The sequence below is a fragment of the uncultured Psychrobacter sp. genome (assembly GCF_947495825.1).
Classification (GTDB): Bacteria; Pseudomonadota; Gammaproteobacteria; order Pseudomonadales; family Moraxellaceae; genus Psychrobacter.
Genome location: NZ_CANMAH010000008.1, coordinates 109,907 through 130,069 on the forward strand (window position 1 = coordinate 109,907; position 20,163 = coordinate 130,069).

The 20,163-nt window shown below is 45.5% G+C and carries 17 protein-coding genes; 7 read left to right on the top strand and 10 right to left on the bottom strand.

Translation table 11 applies throughout. The annotated features are described in order from the left end of the window. Positions 1-62 precede the first annotated feature (62 nt). On the top strand, positions 63-1,001 hold the full coding sequence (gene rluB / locus Q0895_RS09890) for a 23S rRNA pseudouridine(2605) synthase RluB (RefSeq protein WP_299188371.1): 939 nt from the start codon (positions 63-65) through the stop codon (positions 999-1,001). Between the two features lie 164 nt (positions 1,002-1,165). Here the strand turns inward: rluB and Q0895_RS09895 are convergent, their stop codons facing one another. The 3 genes from Q0895_RS09895 to Q0895_RS09905 all read right to left on the bottom strand — a co-directional run bounded on the left by Q0895_RS09895 (position 1,166) and on the right by Q0895_RS09905 (position 3,365). After that, complete coding sequence (locus Q0895_RS09895) at positions 1,166-1,723, bottom strand: hypothetical protein (protein WP_299188374.1); 558 nt, start codon at positions 1,721-1,723, stop codon at positions 1,166-1,168. Between the two features lie 166 nt (positions 1,724-1,889). Then, positions 1,890-2,501, bottom strand: a complete 612-nt coding sequence (locus Q0895_RS09900; protein WP_299188377.1) for a hypothetical protein — start codon at positions 2,499-2,501, stop codon at positions 1,890-1,892. A 141-nt stretch (positions 2,502-2,642) separates the two neighbouring features. Then, positions 2,643-3,365, bottom strand: coding sequence for a hypothetical protein (locus Q0895_RS09905; protein WP_299188380.1), 723 nt, complete (start codon positions 3,363-3,365; stop codon positions 2,643-2,645). Between the two features lie 175 nt (positions 3,366-3,540). On the opposite strand from Q0895_RS09905, the gene Q0895_RS09910 reads away from it, so the two are divergent. Then, positions 3,541-4,143, top strand: a complete 603-nt coding sequence (locus Q0895_RS09910; RefSeq protein ID WP_299188383.1) for a LysE/ArgO family amino acid transporter — start codon at positions 3,541-3,543, stop codon at positions 4,141-4,143. 106 nt (positions 4,144-4,249) lie between these two features. On the opposite strand, the gene Q0895_RS09915 is transcribed toward Q0895_RS09910, so the two are convergent. The 4 genes from Q0895_RS09915 to Q0895_RS09930 form a co-directional block, all read right to left on the bottom strand. After that, a complete protein-coding gene (locus tag Q0895_RS09915; RefSeq protein WP_299188386.1) occupies positions 4,250-5,632 on the bottom strand; it encodes an NAD(P)/FAD-dependent oxidoreductase in 1,383 nt (460 codons plus the stop codon). Positions 5,633-5,862: 230 nt separating this feature from the next. Then, on the bottom strand, positions 5,863-6,504 hold the full coding sequence (locus tag Q0895_RS09920; RefSeq protein WP_299188388.1) for a MarC family protein: 642 nt from the start codon (positions 6,502-6,504) through the stop codon (positions 5,863-5,865). 227 nt (positions 6,505-6,731) lie between these two features. Then, entirely contained in the window at positions 6,732-7,592 is an 861-nt protein-coding gene (gene nadC, locus Q0895_RS09925; RefSeq protein WP_299188390.1) for a carboxylating nicotinate-nucleotide diphosphorylase, read from the bottom strand. Between the two features lie 167 nt (positions 7,593-7,759). Next, positions 7,760-8,809, bottom strand: coding sequence for a hypothetical protein (locus Q0895_RS09930; protein ID WP_299188392.1), 1,050 nt, complete (start codon positions 8,807-8,809; stop codon positions 7,760-7,762). A 669-nt stretch (positions 8,810-9,478) separates the two neighbouring features. Here Q0895_RS09930 and nadA point away from each other — a divergent pair. The 3 genes from nadA (at position 9,479) to Q0895_RS09945 (ending at position 13,590) form a co-directional block, all read left to right on the top strand. Further along, on the top strand, positions 9,479-10,618 hold the full coding sequence (gene nadA / locus Q0895_RS09935) for a quinolinate synthase NadA (protein ID WP_299188394.1): 1,140 nt from the start codon (positions 9,479-9,481) through the stop codon (positions 10,616-10,618). Then, complete coding sequence (locus tag Q0895_RS09940; RefSeq protein WP_299188397.1) at positions 10,533-12,527, top strand: FAD-dependent oxidoreductase; 1,995 nt, start codon at positions 10,533-10,535, stop codon at positions 12,525-12,527. The genes nadA and Q0895_RS09940 overlap by 86 nt, the downstream gene beginning before the upstream one ends. Before the next feature lie 151 nt (positions 12,528-12,678). Next, the gene (locus tag Q0895_RS09945; RefSeq protein ID WP_299188400.1) at positions 12,679-13,590 is read left to right on the top strand and encodes a lysine exporter LysO family protein; all 912 of its coding nucleotides are present in this window, start codon (positions 12,679-12,681) and stop codon (positions 13,588-13,590) included. 5 nt (positions 13,591-13,595) lie between these two features. Here Q0895_RS09945 and Q0895_RS09950 read toward each other — a convergent pair whose 3' ends face one another. The 3 genes from Q0895_RS09950 to Q0895_RS09960 form a co-directional block, all read right to left on the bottom strand. Further along, entirely contained in the window at positions 13,596-14,837 is a 1,242-nt protein-coding gene (locus Q0895_RS09950; protein WP_299188403.1) for a PIN domain-containing protein, read from the bottom strand. Positions 14,838-14,873: 36 nt separating this feature from the next. Continuing rightward, entirely contained in the window at positions 14,874-16,127 is a 1,254-nt protein-coding gene (locus Q0895_RS09955) for an FAD-dependent oxidoreductase (RefSeq protein WP_299188405.1), read from the bottom strand. A 167-nt stretch (positions 16,128-16,294) separates the two neighbouring features. Beyond that, positions 16,295-17,596 carry an FAD-dependent monooxygenase gene (locus tag Q0895_RS09960; RefSeq protein ID WP_299188531.1) on the bottom strand — a complete coding sequence of 434 codons (1,302 nt, stop codon included), beginning with the start codon at positions 17,594-17,596 and terminating at the stop codon, positions 16,295-16,297. A 536-nt stretch (positions 17,597-18,132) separates the two neighbouring features. Here Q0895_RS09960 and Q0895_RS09965 point away from each other — a divergent pair. Continuing rightward, entirely contained in the window at positions 18,133-19,227 is a 1,095-nt protein-coding gene (locus tag Q0895_RS09965; protein ID WP_299188534.1) for a PhoH family protein, read from the top strand. Positions 19,228-19,500: 273 nt separating this feature from the next. After that, entirely contained in the window at positions 19,501-20,106 is a 606-nt protein-coding gene (ybeY, locus tag Q0895_RS09970) for an rRNA maturation RNase YbeY (RefSeq protein ID WP_299188407.1), read from the top strand. Positions 20,107-20,163: the final 57 nt, after the last annotated feature.

A 20,163-nucleotide genomic window follows, 5' to 3' on the forward strand; every position in this document is an offset into this window, starting at 1 on the left:
AAACTCACTCAATGATGTTGATACATTGCGAAATGTAACCTAACCGACTCAAGGACATGATTATGAAAGATGAAAAACTGCAAAAAGCACTCGCCCGTATGGGACTTGGCTCACGTCGTCAGATGGAAGAAGTCATCAAATCAGGGCGAGTAACTGTCAATAATGGACCCGCAACGATTGGTGATCGCGTCGAGCAAGGTGATGAGATTCGCGTTGATGGTCGCCAAATTAAATATACAGCCGAAAACGAGAAGCGTCGCCGAGTGATTGCTTATTATAAGCCTGAAGGTGAAGTTTGCTCTGCCAAAGACCCAGAAGGTCGACCAACGGTTTTTGAACGTTTACCAAAGCTGACTCACGATCGCTGGGTGATGGTTGGACGCCTCGATATCAATTCAACTGGGTTGTTACTGTTTACCAATGATGGTGAGATGGCACATCGCTTGATGCATCCATCTAACGAAGTGACTCGCGAATATGCGGTTCGTGTACTGGGTGAAGTGACCTCTGATATCGCGCGCAACTTGACCGCTGGTATCATGTTAGAAGACGGCATGGCACAGTTTGAAGATATTAAAGAAGGCGGCGGCGAAGGCGTCAATAAATGGTATCACGTCAAGCTAAAAGAAGGGCGCAACCGTGAAGTACGTCGTCTGTTTGAGTCGCAAGGTCTCAAAGTCAGTCGTCTACTACGCACCCGCTACGGTACGATTTCACTACCAAAAGAGTTACGTACTGGACGCTTTTTAGAGCTCGATAAAAAAGATATCAACACGTTAACGGACCTAGTAAGTTTACGTCCACGTTATGGTACTGGTTTGCATGGCGCCGCTAAAGAAAAGCAAGAGCGCATTAAGAGTAAGCCACTAAAAGCGCGTCGTAGTGATAATCGCAATGACAGTCGCGGTAATAGCACAAAAGCTAAGAGCAGTGCTAGCCCAGCAAGCCGTGGTACGCGTAATAATCGAGAGCGTAGTAACAACAATAGCAATAAACGTTAATTTAAATATTGTTCGAAGCTTTGTTTAATACAGCTTGTATCAATAAGTATTTGATCAATAAAACTTTGAAAATTTAGCGTGAAACAGCAAAAAGCTGCCAATGAATCATAATCATTGGCAGCTTTTTTTGTACATCTTCTGCGATAACATTACTAAAGCAAAAGTTAGCTATCATGACTATCGATATAGTTTTTCATGACTTGTAACTCTTGCAAGTGCTGCGTCTGCATTTGCGCTAATAGCTCATCTAAGCGCTGTTCAATATTATTCAATACTTGCTGCAATAATTCATCGGCTTCTATGTTTTTTTGATTATCCATCTGCTTGGCATTTGTACGAACGCTTGCTAGATGATAACGACTGGCCAGCATTTCAGGTAAGCGAGTATGCAGCATCTTGTCCACTACAAACTGCGGCTCGGTTGGCGCAGACGTTTTATTATGAGTTTGGAGCGCTTTTTGATAGTCATAATAGCTACTTACTTTTTCATCAATACGTTGCAACTGACGTAACTGATGATCTGGCAAAACCTGCAAGTGTTTTTTATTCAAATTTAGCTGTCGCCAATTCATCGTAGATAACGACAATGGTGCATTATAATCATGATATTTGAGCACGCCTGGTGTAATGCCAACCGCTTTATGAAATGCTTGCCAGCCTTTTTTACCCAAATAAATAGTAGTAATCGTGGTCGCAATGCCAACACCTATTAAAACACTCATATACGCTTACTCTTTATGATCTTCTACTATACTCACCTTGCCTTTGTAGTTTAGTACCTCAGTGCTTATATAGTAGCTATAAAATAGATACGTTGTATTTTTACGCAGTACTAGGATATATCACTCCTTTTATATTGAACCAATTATGCTTGCACTCGTTATACTTTCACTGGCTTTGATTTTTGCTATCGCTAGCATCGTTATCATCGTTTACCTGTAAGCTCTGAGTATTAGAGACAGGGCCATCAAAACGCTGCTGCAAATAACGATTGGTTGCAAGTAGCTTTTGACCATCTTGGTGATATGAGGCATTGAGCAAATCATCAAACTGTGTATTGATAGTGCTCAGCACCTCAAGCAGCGCTTCTTTACCAGTGACATTGGAATGCTTGATTTTGGTGGTATCAGCGCGACCCTCATCCAAGTCATGCAAGCGGCGATAATCAGCTACCGCTTCTGGAATATGCTTGTCCATCAAATTTTGGATCATGACATAGGTCTCTGTGACCATATCTGTGTCATCGATTTTGCCATCATTATTGGTATCCCCATAGATAGCACGCAGTTTTTCGCCTTTTTGATTAATCTGAGCAAGCGCTGTCTTGACGTCAATAGGCAAGCTTTTTTCGGGGATATAACCCAGTTGCGGCATTGCTTCATATTCTAGCATTTTAGGGGCGGTTACTTTTTTGATGCCACGATACCCCAAATATAATCCTGCTGCTGGTAGCAACCCATACAAAACAAACATCACTAACATTGCAGTTACTTGGGTCATTAGATTGTCCTCGTCATTTGGCAGAATTATTTGGCAAACTCTTATTATTAAACAAAAAAATAAGGCCGTATTAAAGCCTTATATTGTTATGCATTAAATACACTATATTTAATATTACTAACTTACTTTATGTTGGTAACGTCAGCTTTGGGTGCGGCTTTTCACATAACGATGCGTTGAAGCAAGACGATCCATAACGGTTTGATGCAACTCATCCAATAACTCATCAAGCTCGTAATCAATCTCCAAAAACAAATCTGTCAACATATCGCCTGCCGTCATTTTTCCTTGTACCATATTGTTTTTGGTACGGTGCGGGCTAAAACGTTGAAGTTGCTCATAATGATACAATGCCTCTGGGATACTCTCAGACACCAGTTTATCGATGACAAATTGACGTTCGTTGTGCTGCTGTTGTTGCTGCTCGTTGAGCTCACTACTCCACTCACGGTAGCGCTTAAGCTTACCATTGATTCGGTCTAGTATTGCAACAGCCTCAATGGGCATTGCATTTAGGGTGGCTTCATCGACCACATCAACAAGCTCGGTCATAATCGGACAGCTTCCATGTTTTAGATACCATAACGTATCTGGGTCAAAAGGAGGTCTATTCGCCGGGCGCATCTGGGATCGATTGGACAAATAACGATCCGTTAACGGCGTTGGCGTTTGAATGTCATTAACTTGTGCCAGCGCAGCACAGATACGATCTGCACGCTCAGGCGGGGTCAATATAGAATGCTCACTACTGCTTTGATCGCTGAGCTCAGTCGTATCTACCTCAGGGCTGCCCGCTGTCTGTTGGACATTTTGTGCCGCGAGTGTTGGCAAGTCATCTTGAGCTTGGCCAAATGATTGTAGCATTCTTGTCAGACTTACGACCATGACGTACTGTGCCCCTCATTCCTTGCAGTCAGATTGTGTTTATCTTGTATTGCATAGATTAAATCAATAGCGTATCTTAACAGCTTTTTAGAGCGCTGCCAGTACGCAAAATGTCAACATTCCTACACCTCAAAACATGAATCACTATCATATTATGAATGCTCCCGATTATATCTCTGGCTTCTTACTTGGTTTATCACTCATTATAGCCATCGGTTCACAAAATGCTTTTGTCTTAAAGCAAGGCCTCAAACGCGAACATATATTTTTCGTCTGCCTGTTTTGTGCTCTCAGTGATGCAATCTTAATATCTGCTGGCGTTGGCGGTTTTGGTACAGTTACAGCACGCTATCCACAAGTGGTCAATATTGCCAAAGTCGCTGGTGTCATCTTTTTGTTAGGTTACGGGTTACAAAGCTTATATGCCAGTGTGCGCGTATCACATGCTCTTGATGTTGATGGACAGGTGGTCACCAGTCTAAAAAAGGCGCTCCTTCTCTGTTTTGGCTTTACGTGGCTTAATCCACACGTCTACCTAGATACATTGGTGCTAGTTGGAATGGTTTCAACAGGAGCAAGCAGTAAAGTTGTCTTTGCAGCTGGGGCGGTCAGCGCCTCGTTCTTTTTCTTTTTTGCGCTAGGCTATGGTGCACGCTTACTCAGACCCTTATTTGCCAAACCAAAAGCGTGGAATATACTAGATGCTTTAGTCGGCATACTGATGCTGTACTTGGCATGGCATTTATATCAAAGTTAAAACAATGGGCAAACCCAACTATAAATAAAGGCTGCAAAAACGAAAAAACCAAACACGTTCATTGAACATGCTTGGTTAACAATGATAATGATTTATAATTTACGGCTTATGATGCCTTTTTACGTTTTTTGGGCTTAACAAAGCTTAAGTTCAAAAAGTGCTCTAATGAGTCATCAAGAACATCCAACCAAGGCTCTGGCAATTCAGGTGCTAGTGTACCTGTCAAAGTAGAACGATAAGCCTTTTCTCTAAAGGTCATGATGCCTTCTTTTTTGTGCTCTTGCCATTCTTTTAGGATCTCACCTTGCTTTTCTACTGCAAACTCAGGATAGTCAGTCGCATCGGTTAAGTCGCGAATATATGCGGCTTGGAAATCGATAGAATCATCAACCGTGACGCATTTGGCATAGGTGTCCAGCCATTTTTGCTCGTCAGCCTCACGCGTTGCCAAATCCGGCAGCGCCATCTCACCCATGATGACATCACGCGCATACCACGCTTGGGCGTCAAACATATTAAAGGTAAAGTACTGATCCTGCATTCCTAAATAGATAAGCTTGGGGTTTGGCTGCCAAAAGATACCTTTATAAAGGTTGGCAGGGTACAAGCAGTTATGCGTTTGCAAACGCAGCTCATCCGGCAAGAATGGGAAATGGAACAAGTAGCCGGTACACATAATGATGGCGTCAAAGCTCTGGCTGGTACCATCTGCAAAATGCGCCACATCACCTTCAAAATGCGTCACTAACGGCACCTCTTTAATGCCGTCTGGCCAGTCGTACCCAAGCGCTTGCGTGCGATAGCTGATAGTGACTGATTTGGTGCCATACTTATAGCACTGCGTGCCAATATCTTCAGCAGAATAGCTACTGCCAATCAGTAAGATATCTTCGTCTTTAAACTCTAATGCATCGCGAAAATCATGAGCATGCAAGATACGACCTGGGAAAGTCTCTAAACCTGTAAAATACGGCATATTTGGCGTTGAAAAATGACCCGTCGCAACCACGACATAGTCAAACTCTTCAACTTCTTGTTCATTGGTTTTATGGTTCATCACCGTCACGGTGAATTTTTGCGTGTCATCGTCAAAAGCCACCCAACGTACTGGGCATTCAAAGCGAATATACTTTTGAATATCTTGCTTATCAATACGGCCCATAATGTAGTCTTTTAGGACTTCACGTGGAGGATATGAGGGGATAGGCTCACCAAAGTGCTCATCAAAAGAGTAATCCGCAAACTCCAAGCACTCTTTTGGACCATTTGACCATAGATAGCGGTACATACTGCCGTGGACGGGCTCACCATTTCTGTCTAGACCTGTGCGCCAGCTATAATTCCACATACCGCCAATAGCGTTTTGTTTTTCATAACAAACTATTTCAGGTAAGTCTTTTACACCTGCTAAGCGCGCCGCTTCAAAGGCACGTAGCTGTGCTAAACCACTTGGACCTGCTCCTAAAATAGCAATTCTGTTCTTACTCAAGATCAACTCCTGTCAAAAATAGTGGACAATTACTATAACACATAATTATCAATGGTGTTTAGGAGCACTGCTAGTTGGTTATTAGTGAGCAACTAGAACGTAAGTTAAGGCGTCCTTAAACAAGACAAAACGTCTACTATTTTTAGTGCAAAAGTATATAGTTACGCTGGCTTTTGAGTAAAAGCAAAAGGTGAGATGACTGTAGCGTTACGACTGAACACTCAAACGTTCTATATTAAATCTGGGAACAGCGTACGTAGGCCGCTAACAATAATTTCAATAGAAACCGCTGCAAGCAACATACCCATGATTCGGCTCATGATGTTAAGCCCAGTATCACCTAACAAACGACTGATACGCCCTGCTGCCATGAGTGCCAAATAACAGAACAGACTGATCAAAAAGCCTGCAATAAGCACCGCTGAGACACGTAAGATACCTGAAATTTGTGAAGAATAAATAATGACTGTTGAGATACCACCAGGGCCAATCATCATCGGAATGGCAAGTGGTACGACAGCTGAGGCAGTACTCGGCGGAGCGCTTTGTACATGATCGACATCGAAGTTTTCTTGATCAGGCTTTACTGGGTTACCGTCACCATTCATCATATTAAGGGAAATTAAAAAGACTAATATGCCACCTGCCAGCTGAAACGAACCAATAGAGATACCAAGCAACTTAAGCAAGGTCTCCCCTGCCACAGTAAAAAAACTAATAGTAATAAAAATGGTCAAACAAGCAATGCGTGCCACTTTACGTCGATTGATCATCGAGTAGCCGCGAGTTAAGTCTAAAAATAATGTCAGCGCACTAAAGGGGTTAATCAATACCACAAAAGCTAAGATAATTTTGATGATTTCAGTATTCACTGAGCGCTCGCTTGTTTATCGATAAAAATCAGGCAAAAGATAAGGCCATCGTGCGAGTGCTACGATGACCCAATAGGCAATTAGCAATGATATTGTAGCATAGGCAGATAACCTAATTAAATCATTACCTTCGCATAACTTTTTTGATTGAGACTATCGAAGAAAACACCTGTGTAAACCTGCGGCTAACACACCTATTTTATCTATAGATGACAACGTTTTGTATACTAAGCACTAAAATCTAGTCCAATATCGAGCGCGGTGGTACTGTGCGTCAGGTAGCCCATGGCGATGAAATCCACCCCTGCCTGGGCGACCGCTTGCACCGTCTCAGGGGTAATACCTCCTGAGGCTTCTGTCTTAGCGCGGCCTTGGCACATAGCCACCGCTTGCGCCAAAATATCAGGCGTCATATTGTCTAGTAATACCAAGCTTGCACCGGCATCAAGCGCCTGCGATAACTGCGCTAAGGTGTCGACCTCTACCTCAATTGGAATCAGATGGCCGGCAAAGTCTTGCGCTTGCTTGATGGCAGTTGCGATATCGCCTGCAATCGCAATATGATTGTCTTTGATCAAAATCGCATCGTCTAGCCCCAAGCGATGGTTGCGCCCGCCGCCGCAGCGTACAGCGTATTTTTGTACTGTCCGTAAGCCAGGGATGGTCTTACGTGTACAGGTGATTTGCGCAGGGTATGCAGCCACACTATCGACGATCTGCCGTGTCGCGGTCGCAATACCGCTCAGATGCGTCATAAAATTAAGTGCGGTACGCTCAGCAGTGAGCAAACGACGCGCATTACCGCGCACGGTCGCCAGCACTGTCCCCGCCTCAACCCTTTCACCATCAGCGATCTGAGCGTCAAAACCAATCTGCGTATCGACCATATCAAAGGCCAGTCGCGCCAAATCCATACCGCAGATAACGCCAGCCTGACGCGCTTTAATCTGTAGCTGCGCTTGCATATCGGCTGGGATGGTTGCTTGTGAGGTGACATCGCCACGCCTGCCCAGATCCTCTGTGAGAGCAGCCTTTACTAATGGGCGTAGCAACACCTCATTTAATGCTGGTTCTTGTTTGCCTGTCATCGGTTATCCTTATCATCGTTGCGCATTTGCCTAATAAATATGTCATCGCCAGTGATAGCACCACAAATAGCAATAATATCATTGGCATCACGATCATTTATTAGACTCAAAATGAGCATAAATATAGCGTAAAGCACCCCGCCCTGCAATAAAATAATGTCATTTAATTATTTGCGTTTGGGCAGTTTGCTATCCATAAGCAGACTTTGTAACTCGATATCGTGCCGAAAACAATATAGCTTGGCGGGCCGGCCGCGCTGAGCGCTACTGCTCTCTCCTGTTTCCATCACTAGGTTTTGTGCCTCCAGCAGGCGGCGAAAGTTTTGCTTATGCAGGCGCATACCTGATAATGCCTCTACGCTTTGTTGTAACTGCGATAAAGTAAAAACATCGGGCATCAAACCAAAAATCAGCGGTCGATACTCTATCTTGGCTCGTAATCTAGAGATAGCGGTGGCAATCACGCGACGATGATCGTAATACATCGGCTCACCTATTAGCTGCGACCAGTTTTTGGGCAGCTCGGTAGATACATTAGATAGGTAGCTTGGCGGATAGCTTGGCGCTTCAGGTATCAACCCTGCTTCATAAAGCATCTCATAGCGCAGCAATACATGCTCGGCGACCCATTCTCTATTTTCTGGCAGCTGCTCCCGACTGGCCGCGCTGGCACCCAAGCTTGGGGTTTGTTGGCTTGTCGCATATGCTTCATCGACGCCCCAACACAGCTCAATACGCTGACGTCGCCGCTGCTGAGTGATAGCGTCATCTGCCTCCTCTGCCCATGCCAATAGCGCTGGCACAATAAATGAGGTAATGATACTTGGCGCGCCATCTAAGTGGTTTTCCCACGGAAAGTAATCATACCAATCTCGCCATAGCGCTTGACTTGGCAGCTTTGGCGTCTGCGTCTCTTGCACCAGCCCTAGATAGCTGACATATACTAAAGCATGACCATCAACGTTGCGTCTATTGGTATCGACAAAGGTATAAAGCTGCTCTAAATACCCAAGTGGCTGCTGCGTCTGCTCCTCCACCCACTGGCGCACCCCTGCTTGCAACGAGCGATGCAGCGGCATCAGTGGCCCATTGGGCAATAGCTTGCCCTGATCGACCGTTAGGACACGGGCGGTATGCTCGGTAATTGCAACGAGTACGGCAACCACTTCAGTGGTGCCACTACCTTGCTGATGCGCATGTGAATAAGACAACGTCATAAGTGTATTTATCATCCTCAGTAGAAAATTAAACGTAGTACAAAAACAAGCTGAGTACAAAAACAAACTCAGTATACAATCAAAACAGCCATGCTAAAGCAGTCGTTAGCACCGTTTATCTGCATAATATTACCCTCCTAGTATAGCTCGAATCTAAGACGATCACAGTCTGTCGCTGTAACATCAGCCAAGCGTCACGCCTTAATATAGTTAATGTACTTTAAACAGGTACAGCGCTACTGGTATTCATTTTCCTTGCGTGCTGTGCCTACGCCGCCAGAGGCTGCACAAAATAAATACCAGTAGCACATGACACATAATATCTAGGGCGTGTCTTTATTTCAAAAATGGTGATAAAAATAAGATAAATTGCGGTCAAACAAGGGAAATAGCGCCGTTAATATCGGGATATTGACCAGCTATTTGACGATGTTTGACAAAATTTGGCCATTTTTAGCCCATTTAGATAACTATCGAGTGAATTTAAGACACGTCCTAGCAGGTCAGTTTTATTTAGAATTGACTATAGTTAGAAAAATCATAAAAAAACCCTTGTTTTTATGCTCAAAATGAGCATAATTAAAACAATTTATGATTTTGCCTCAGTAAGTCATTCCAATATTACGACATATGATGTGTCACTATCGCACCAAAGGAAAGGTTGCAGCTATGAAAACTTATCCATACGACGCCCCTATCATGAGTACCGACCAGCGCATCGCCACTCAGATGACCGTCGAATACGCCAAAGCAAAGATACCTACCGAGTTGCCACGCTCTGAGCGGCTGGCGGTTGAAGAAAACATTAAGCACTTGCTAAAAGCACATAACGCTGTGCTCGTCGCTCATTACTATGTCGATCCTTTTATTCAGGATTTGGCATTGGCGACTGGCGGCTGTGTCGGTGACTCGCTTGAGATGGCGCGCTTTGGACAAGCACATGAGGCGCAGACATTGGTGGTGGCAGGCGTGCGCTTTATGGGGGAGTCAGCAAAAATTCTAAGTATGGAAAAAACCGTCCTGATGCCTGATTTAGAAGCGGAATGCTCGCTTGATTTGGGCTGTCCTGCAGATGAGTTTGCCGTATTTTGCGACGCCCATCCTGAGCGTACTGTGGTGGTTTATGCCAATACCAGCGCCGCGGTCAAAGCGCGTGCCGACTGGGTGGTGACTTCCTCTGTCGGCATAGATATCGTCCGTCATCTTCACGAGCAAGGTGAGCCTATCATTTGGGGGCCTGACCGTCATTTGGGCAAATATATCGCTCGTGAGACTGGCGCAGACATGCTGCTTTGGCAAGGCTCTTGCCTGGTGCACAATGAGTTTAAGGCGACCGAGCTGCTGCAATTAAAAGAAGAGCACCCTGACGCCAAAGTGCTGGTACATCCAGAGTCGCCTGATAGCGTGGTTGCGCTCGCTGATGTCGTCGGCTCGACCAGTAAGCTGCTCAGCTCGACCTATGAGATGGATGCCGAGACCTTTATCGTAGCGACCGATTTGGGCATCTTGCACGAGATGCAAAAACGCTCGCCAAACAAGCGCTTTTTGGCGGCACCGACCGCTGGCGAAAGCGCCAGCTGTAAGAGCTGCGCGTTTTGTCCGTGGATGGCGATGAATGGCCTAAAAGGCATCGAGCAGTGTCTGACGCAGCGAAGCGGTGAAGTCATGTTGACGCCTGAGCTGGCAGCGGCTGCCAAAAAACCTTTACAACGCATGCTGGATTTTGCCGAAGCGCAAAAGCGGCGCGTCACTACAAGCGGTGACATTGTCAAAGACCGCGCACTCTTTGCCAATGTGGGAGCCGCCTAAGATGAGTGAGGCGCATACAGCCGCTAATACAACCACCTCTGCTGATAATACCCATGGCGTCAGACACACAGACGTGTTGATCATTGGCGCAGGTCTTGCAGGGTTTAGCACAGCGCTGGCCTTACCGCAAACACTGAACGTGACTGTATTAAGCAAAGCGACGCTGGACGTTTGCTCAAGTCATTATGCCCAAGGCGGTATCGCGGCAAGTTTAGATGCCAAAGACTGTGCCGCCGACCATATCGCTGATACGCTCATCGCTGGCGCAGGATTGTGCGAGGCAAAAAACACCACAGAGATCCTAAGCGCTGGCCAACAAGCGGTGCAATGGCTGTGTGAGCAAGGCGTGCCCTTTACTCGCCTCCCAAAACAACACGCGCCAGCAGAAAAAATAGCAACATTAAATAGGCTTGAAACCCTTTATCAGAGAGGTTTTGAGTCGACCTCCTTACAAACCAGTGATTTACACTTGATCAAAGAAGGCGGCCATGGCTGCCGGCGCGTTGCCCATGCTGATGATGCAACTGGTCGACACATTATGGAAGCCTTAGTTATAAAAGCGCAAGCGGCGTCCAATATCACCATCCTACCCTATCATGAAGCACTCAACCTTTTAAAAAATAATGATAACCAATGCCAAGGTGCGCTGGTTTTTGATCACGTCAATCAGCGTAAGCTTGCCTTTAATAGTCGCGCAGTCGTACTGGCTAGCGGCGGTTTAGGACAGCTGTTTAAACGTGCCAGCGCACCCAATGTCTGTGTCGGCGATGGCGTGATGATGGCTTGGCAAGCAGGCTGCCGCTTGGCAAATCTGGAGTTTATCCAGTTTCATCCGACAGGTTTGGCGCTTGGTGACAGTAGTTTTTTAATCTCTGAAGCCCTACGCGGTGAAGGCGGACGGCTGTACTGCCCGCAGGCAGGCAAACGCTTTATGTTAGAGGTCGATACACGCGCAGAGCTGGCACCAAGAGACATCGTCGCTCGTGCTATCGCCGAGCAAATTAGCACCAATGAACTTGGCTACGTCAATCTCGATGTCAGTCACTTGCCAGCGCCATTTCTCCAAGCGCACTTTCCGCAGATTTATCAGACACTATTAGACCTTGGCATCGATATCACCACCGACCCGATTCCGGTAGCCCCCACCGCGCATTATAGCTGCGGCGGCGTGGTCACTTCTGCTAATGGTTTGACCGATGTGGCAGGGCTTTATGCGGCTGGCGAAGTCGCTTATACAGGCCTGCATGGTGCCAACCGTTTAGCAAGTAACTCACTATTGGAATGTGTGGTGGTCGGACGGAATATCGCCACTGACTTACCGCGCTATTTGAAAGCAATAGAAAAGCTAGATACAACGTCCATTTATACTAATTCAGATCAATCAATCCATGATATTTGGACAGCGCCAACGCTTGCAGACTATCAGCGCATCACCTTGCCATCGTCCATTGAATACCAAAGCCATGCTAATGACCATCACAACGTCAACGTCAGCATCAATATGAATGCTGGTATCACTGGAATAACCACAGAATTAAAAGCTTTAATGACGTCTCATATGGGTATTACCCGTGAAGCTAAACAATTAGCACAAGCGCTGGAGCAAATCTGTCAGTGGCAACAGCAGCTCGGTGGCGGAAGCTTGAATCACATAGATACTAAAAACAAAGACCACGTCATCTCCTACCATACGCTGCCCTACGTTCAATTAACTAGGCAGTTGCAATTGGCGACCTTGATTATTGAGTCGGCTTATCAGCGTCATGAGAGTCGCGGCGGTCATTATAGACAAGACTATCCAAACTTAGCAGACGAACCTAAAATTAGTGTCATTGAGCCTTTATTAGACAGTCTGCCTAACCTAACTCATACATCTGGCAAATTTATTTCAGTCCATCGACTGATATAGCGGGCAAGATAAGTATTCGCAACCAGCAATTAGTACTCTTTAAAGTTGCGTGAATATGGTAATTTTTGTCCACTCTTTTCAGCATTTATAGCCTAATATGATACAATCTCCAGCTTCCTAAAACGCCTACAAAAGCTGCGAGCACATCATCATGCAAAGCCTAGTTACCCTTGTTTTGGTATTAATGCCAATGTTTATTGGCTTTGCCATTCCTTCTAACCCCAAATTGACTAGGCTTGCAGATAAAGGCTTGTCGTACTTGGTTTATGTCATCTTAACCCTTATCGGTATTGAGCTGTCACAAGTAGAAGGGCTGGGTAACCAAATAGGCGAAATCGCCCTATATGTCACCATCTTATCGATACTGACCATTGGCAGTGGTTTGTTTGCTCTAATGGTATTTGATCGTCTGCGCCCGTGGCATGCCAAAAAACCCAGCGTCAAATCCAAAGAGCACCGCGTCAGTATCCGCGGTAGCTTGGCACAAGTGGTTTGTGTCGTGATTGGCATGGTGATTGGTTATTTTTTACCGGCAGGTTATATGCCGCCTGAAAACACCATGACCGTCATGCTAATGATATTGATCTTACTAGTCGGTATCGGTCTCAAAGGCTCAGGCATCACCCTAAAAGAAGTACTGCTCAATAAACGCGGGGTTGAGATGAGTATTATCTTTACGTTATCGATATTGGTCGGCGGGCTTGTCTTTGCGCTGATGTTTAGCGATGTGTCATGGACCAAAGGCTTGGCGCTGGCGTCTGGCTTCGGCTGGTATTCGCTATCGGCCATCGTCATGACCGATGCTTATGGAGCGATTTGGGGCAGTGTGGCGCTGTTTAATGACTTGATACGTGAGTTTTTTGCGCTATTATTTATTCCTGTCTTTATGCGTAAATATCCATCAGCGGCAGTTGGGCTTGGCGGCGCGACTAGCTTGGATTTTACCTTGCCTATCATTCAACAATCAGGTGGCCTAAAAGTTGTGCCACTGGCGATTAGCTTTGGCTTTATTATCAATATTGTCTCGCCAGTGCTGATGGTGCTGTTTTCGTCGTTGGGGTGAGTTGACTATATATTATAACTAAGCTTGTTGTTACTAGATATCGTGACAACCTGATTGCCAACCATTTGTTTGACGATATTATCAATTGTTTTAGGGTCTTCATCGCGCAGATGACTGTTAAGGTAATTGATTAAACTCGATTTTTTGGCAGGACGTGAGCTGACAGGCCGAGCCTTAATAGATGCAATAGCGCATTGATATACAGTACGTTGGCCTATCGTCTTTGAGCTTACGTTTTTGACACTGGTTTTTGTTTTATGGACTGATAAATCATCTAAGGTTGGATAACAAACACTTTGATTGTTTTGCTTTATCAGTCCTTGATTTTTTAGCCATGTAATAACTAGGTTTACTTGGGACTCATCGTTTTTTTGACGATAGCTGGCAAGTTTTTGTTTGATGACGTTGGTTAATCCAGTCATAGTCTTAGCTTTACTTAGTAATACTTTTTCGGTTACTAAATTTAATATATCCTGACTGTCCGTGTTGTAGCACAGTTTTTCGTTTTTACTATCGAGCTCTATAAGCCCTTTCTTGATAAATTTATCAAAGACTTTTTCAACGATATCGTTTTGTTCGGCTTCATCAAATTTAACCAAAGCTTCTGCTAAAGCGTATTTCTTCATCGCAGAGAGTAGGTTTGATTTATAGCTTGGCAAAAACATCTTGCGATTTACTATGCTATCGAACACCAAAACATAGCAGTCATGAATGACAGATTGAGGCGTTTTTTCTTCACTGATTGGTACTGCAGCGATCTTTGTCTCTACCAGATCATCGCTGTTAGTATCGTCATAGAACACTTCGTTTTGACTGGTATCAACGATGAGTTGAGTTTGTTCTATATCAGCCTCTATCGTGTTCTCTACCTCATAGGCGAGGCTTAATTGGTTGGCATCTGCTGCGCGTGTGATGGCCATACCGTCATACACAGTGTTGAGATGCTCAACCAAGATATCGTAACCACTGTCTCTTGCCAAAATACACACATCCGCCTGTGCATCGATTTCAGATATTTTGCCAAGATAAAAAGACAAGTAAAAATCTAAAGCGTTTTTACCTGCATGCTGCATCTTAATGATATGTACATTATCGCTGTTGAATTCGAGTAATGCTTCGACCAACTCAAGTGGCAAGCTCTTTTGCTGATGTATGCCCAAAAACAACCATACATGGCATTCCTTTGTATCCATGCCCTCAAAGCTCTTGGGTTGAATGTTTTCATAATCAATTAAAATATGCTTCATCGAAATATTCTTATTATTTGATTGTCACAACAAGCCCTAAACCCCACTCGCCTGCTTCGCAAACAGTTTCATCAATGGCTTAATTTTCCCCACGCGGTACATGCCTTCGCTGCGAATCTGCTGGATAGGACGTAGCTGAGCGATGTCTCCTGCAAATAGCCAATTAAGCGCTGAAAAACTATGCATCATCAGGCTATTATGCGGTCGGCGCAGACGCTCATAGCTACGCAAAGTTTGGTTACTGCCCCACAGTTTATTGCCGCTACGCGCATAGTCGTGCATCAGCTGCTCACTTAGCGCCTTCACATCGAGCATACCCAGATTTAACCCCTGACCTGCCAGCGGATGCACACCATGGGCGGCATCGCCTATTAGTACCAAATTGTCCTGTACATAACGCTTCGCTTGCTGCGCGGTCAGTGGAAAACTGGCAATTGACTCTATCTGCTCGATTGCGCCCAGCTCATAGTGACTGGCAGCGGCCAATTTATCAGCGATCACGCGCTCATCTTCCTCGAGCAAAGCCAGTGCGTAATTGCGCGGCAGTGTCCAGACAATGGACTGCCAATGCTGCGGATTGGCTTTATCTTCATCGGTGATATCCGCTAATGGCAACAGAGCCAGCGTGCCGGTCGGTAGCATGGCTTGGCGTGCGGTCGCTTGATGGGGTTTGGCAGTCTGAATCGCACAGCAAATCGCGGTTTGGTTATAATCAAGCGTGTCCAGCCCAATCGCCGCCTGCTGACGGACAAACGAGCCACGACCATCGGCACCGACGAGCAGATGCGTATCGATAGCAGCGCCGTCTGCTAGCGTCACACGGTAGCCCTGCTGCGTCCCGCGCCAGTCCATATTGACGACTTTTTGCCCTGCGATGACGGTCAGATAATCACTGACATCATCCTCAGACAGACGCTGCCACAAGGCATACTCGATGACCGCTGGTTCAACCATACTGCCAAGCAGCCCTGGCGCACTGCGGTCACTATCGCCAAATAATAGCTCGCCCATACCATTGAGTTGCCATACCTGCATCTGCGAGTAATCCGCCTTGCGCCCTGATAGCGCTATCTTTTGCCAAGCGCCTACGTCTTTTAGCAGCTCAATGCTGGCGAGGCTCAGCGCATAAACACGGGCATCACGGCGGCGTAGCACCTGTTGCCATGCAGACTCATCTCGAGCAGGACGCGCATCGATTAAGGTCACGGGCATTTTGGCCTGTGCCAGCTTTAGCGCCAGCGTCGCACCGACGATACCGCCGCCGATAATGAGTGTATGGTTGTTTGTCATAAGTTAGCTCTCGGTATCAGGAAGTGTTAAACATTTAAAAATAAATACTGCTACTGGGATGAATTTTATGCAGCCTCTGGAGTGACGAAGTCACACAGCAAGCAAGGAAAATTTATATCAGTAGCACGCTGGCATAGCTGTATTTTTCTTATTTAGGATTCACTATATTACGATTTTAAGCCCATGGCATAATTTGCCACCAGCGGCTTGATATTGGGCAGTTTATCAAACGCCAGCAGTGCCATGTTACGTGCCAGCTTGATGGCGGGATTGGGATGGGTAAAGCCATGGACGACCGCATCACAAAAACGAATGACGCGTTTTTGGTCCGTTTGTCGGGCTTTTTCGTAGCGCGTGAGCAATGCCGGACTACCGATATCCTCGCCTCGCAGCACTTGCGCGCTCAGCATTTTTGCCAGTACGTGAGCATCGCGCATACACAGATTAAAGCCTTGACCTGCCACGGGATGCAAGGTGTGGGCGGCATTACCCATGATGACGCAGCGGCCAGCGACTTGTTTATCTGCCAGTACGCGCGTCAGCGGATAGGCACCGCGGCGACCAGCGTTGACAAACGTGCCAGCACGATCGCCAAATGCCTGCTGCAACGTCGCCAAGAAATGCGCATCATCTTCTAGGTATCTTGTCTCTTCGCCTTTTGGGCAGACCCAAACCACCGAGCGTCTGTAGCCTTGTTGATATTCCTCATTGCCATCGCCTTCTGGGTCGGTCAATGGCAGCACCGCCAGTGGCCCTGCTGGACTAAAGCGCTCAATGGCAACATGGTCGTGCGGCTTATCCGTCTCTACCACTCCGACGATGGCGGTCTGCTGATAATCATACGTCGTCGTGCCGATGTCCAATAACTGGCGCACGGTAGAATCGCGGCCATCGCAAGCGACCAGTAGACTGGCCTGCAGCTGCTGCTCATGCTCTTCTTCGCCGTAGTAGCTAAAGCTGAGCGTCACGCCATCAGGCTGCTGCTCGACAGCGATGACGTTGGCATTATCAATGATGCTAATCAGCGGCTCTTGCTGCGCGGCCAGTAACAGCTTACGCCCCAGCCAAGCGTTTTCCATCACTTGCCCAAACGATTCGACCTGCTCGTCCGCTTTATTTAATTGCGCGCGGCCAAAGCTGCCTTGCTCGCTGATTTGTACTGCATCAATACGGCAGGCATGGCTTTGTAGCTCATCCCATAGCCCAATCTCTTGATAAATCTGTACGGTGCGCCGCGACAGAGCGGTGTTGCGACTGTCCAAATAATGACTGCGCGTGCGATCATCGTGCGGACTGATGGTTGGGTAGCTGTTTTTTTCGAGTAAGGTGCTTGCGATACCATGATGGGCGAGCAGCAAGGCAAAAGACAGACCCACATGACCGCCGCCTGCGATCAGCACTTGCTGGTCGGTGATTGCTGCTTTATTATTTTTCGTATCGAGAGCCTGATTTACGGTATTCGAATGCATAGCATTTGTCTTAGTTGACATAGTTGAATGAGTATCTTGTATCATTATTATTCCTATTGGAACTGATTGGATAGAGCGGTTATACAAGCCTATTCAGTATTTTTATTTAGTAATTGATAGGTATTTGACCGTTTACTAAGGCTTCTGTATAACGACTAGACCGTTTTTGGGCAGCTGATAGATTACCATAAATTGCCCGAACTTCTGTGTCCTTTACAGTAAGCTTATTAAGACACTATCCATAAATGCCTCCTTATACAACAGAAAACTGCTATTGACTGTAAGTGTTGCAATCCCCATACAAAAACCAAGCTAACTACCCTTGTGTATGGCTTGAAATTTAAAAACTATCAACCATAATAAAGACAAGATAGCAACTTATCATCTTCTATATAACTAACGATTTTACTGTCATCTCTCTACTACTTAAAAGTAATAAGTTTTTACCATTGTTTTATTTATTAAGCCCGCAGTTTTGCTGATGTTGAAGAGCACTAATGGGCAACAAATACAAGGATAATCGCTTGACTGATTCTATGAACCGCCGTATAAAGTTTGAATCACTAACTCCAGCACAGCTTAAGACTGTGCTTGGCGAATATAATAATCACATGAAATACCTACAAGACCGCCTCGACATCAAAATCATTCAACGCCAAGGTGACTTTTGCCTTAGCGGTGATGTGACTGCGGTCGAGCGCGGCGAACGCATCATCTATAAGCTGGTCGATGAGGCGCAAAACACAAAGGACATTAGTGCAGAAGAGCTGCATCTGATCATCCAGTCAAGTATCTCGCGCGATGAAGACATGGCAGACAATGAGCAAGAATCTGCCGATGACGCAGACGACGCAGACGATTTGGATTCGGCAAATGATTTTACCCCTGTTAGTTTACGTACCCGTAAAGGCAAAATCATCCCACGCGGTGGCAATCAGCAGCGTTATGTAAAAAACGTGCTCAGCTCTGATGTATCGTTTGGTATTGGGCCTGCCGGTACGGGTAAGACTTATCTTGCGGTCGCCTGCGCAGTCGATATGATAGAGCGTAATGAGATTGAGCGTATTTTGCTGGTTCGTCCAGCGGTAGAAGCTGGAGAGAAGTTAGGCTTCTTACCGGGTGACTTAGCACAAAAAATTGACCCCTACTTGCGCCCATTATACGACGCACTATATGAGATGCTGGGCTTTGAAAAAGTCGGCAAAATGATTGAACGTCAAATTATTGAAGTTGCGCCATTGGCTTATATGCGTGGTCGCACGTTAAATAACTCATTTGTCATCTTGGATGAGGCGCAAAATACCACGCCTGAGCAAATGAAAATGTTTTTGACGCGCTTAGGTTTTGGTTCACGCGCTGTCATCACAGGGGACATCTCACAGGTCGATCTACCGCGCGGTACCAAGTCAGGACTGACGCAAGCACTAGATATCCTAAGCGGTATTGAAGAGATCCATATCACTAGGTTTGACTCAAAAGACGTGGTACGTCATCAGTTGGTACAGCAAATTGTTGAAGCTTATGATGTGTTTGATAGTGAACAGCTGCTATTAGAAGAAAAACGCAAAAAAGAGCGTATTGCAGAGCAAGAGCGTAGACAAGCGGCGGCGGATGCAGCCTCCAAGCTATAGCTAAGCATCTTTAAACAGTGTATGTCTAACTCAAAAGACCGGATTACTAAAAATAGTGATCCGGTCTTTTAATTAACATTAAATAAAATTAGTCTTGATAAGCGTAATATAGTGAGTTCAGTACAAAAACGATACAGTGGGTCTGGGATGAATTTTACGCAGCCTCTATCGGCGCAGGCACAGCACGCAAGGAAAATTTATACCAGTTCCACGTTGACATACAATGTATCTGTTTTATTTAGAATCAACTATACCTCTCCTTAAGGTGAAGCTATGAACCAATCTAACAACGATAATATAAACGTACTAAAGATAAATAATCTAGACAAGGTTGAGCTTGATGTCAGCGCTATTGATAGTATCGATGAGGGGTTAATCAGTCGTTACTATAGTGAAGATCGTCTATTGCCAATCATGGTTGCAACTTTAAAATATATAGATAGACGTATAGAGAACGGTCTGATGCTACCCTACTTTACAGATATTAGTCTTGAGACATGGCAGCACAAAATCAAAGCGTTAGATGTATATATTACTGACAAGATTGAAGGTCGTGAATTAAATTTGGAAGCACGGGGCAAAGATTATGCGACCAATATTTTGTCTTACCCAAGCGAGATGCCAGTTAATATTATTGAGTTGATGCCAACACTGCCACTGGGAGAGCTTATTATTTGTCATGAAGTCGTGGCGCATGAAGCTATAGAGCAAGAAAAAACGCTGACGCAGCATATTAGCCATTTACTGGTACATGGTATGCTACATTTACTAGGTTTCGATCATGAGCTTGGACAAGCTGAGCAAGAGGAGATGGAAGGGTTTGAGATAGAGATTTTGGCAAGTCTCAACCTACCAAACCCCTATCTACCAAACACTTGAGTTTGACGAGGGCAGTTTTTTGACCGCATCAATCTCTTAGAATAATCAATGAATAAC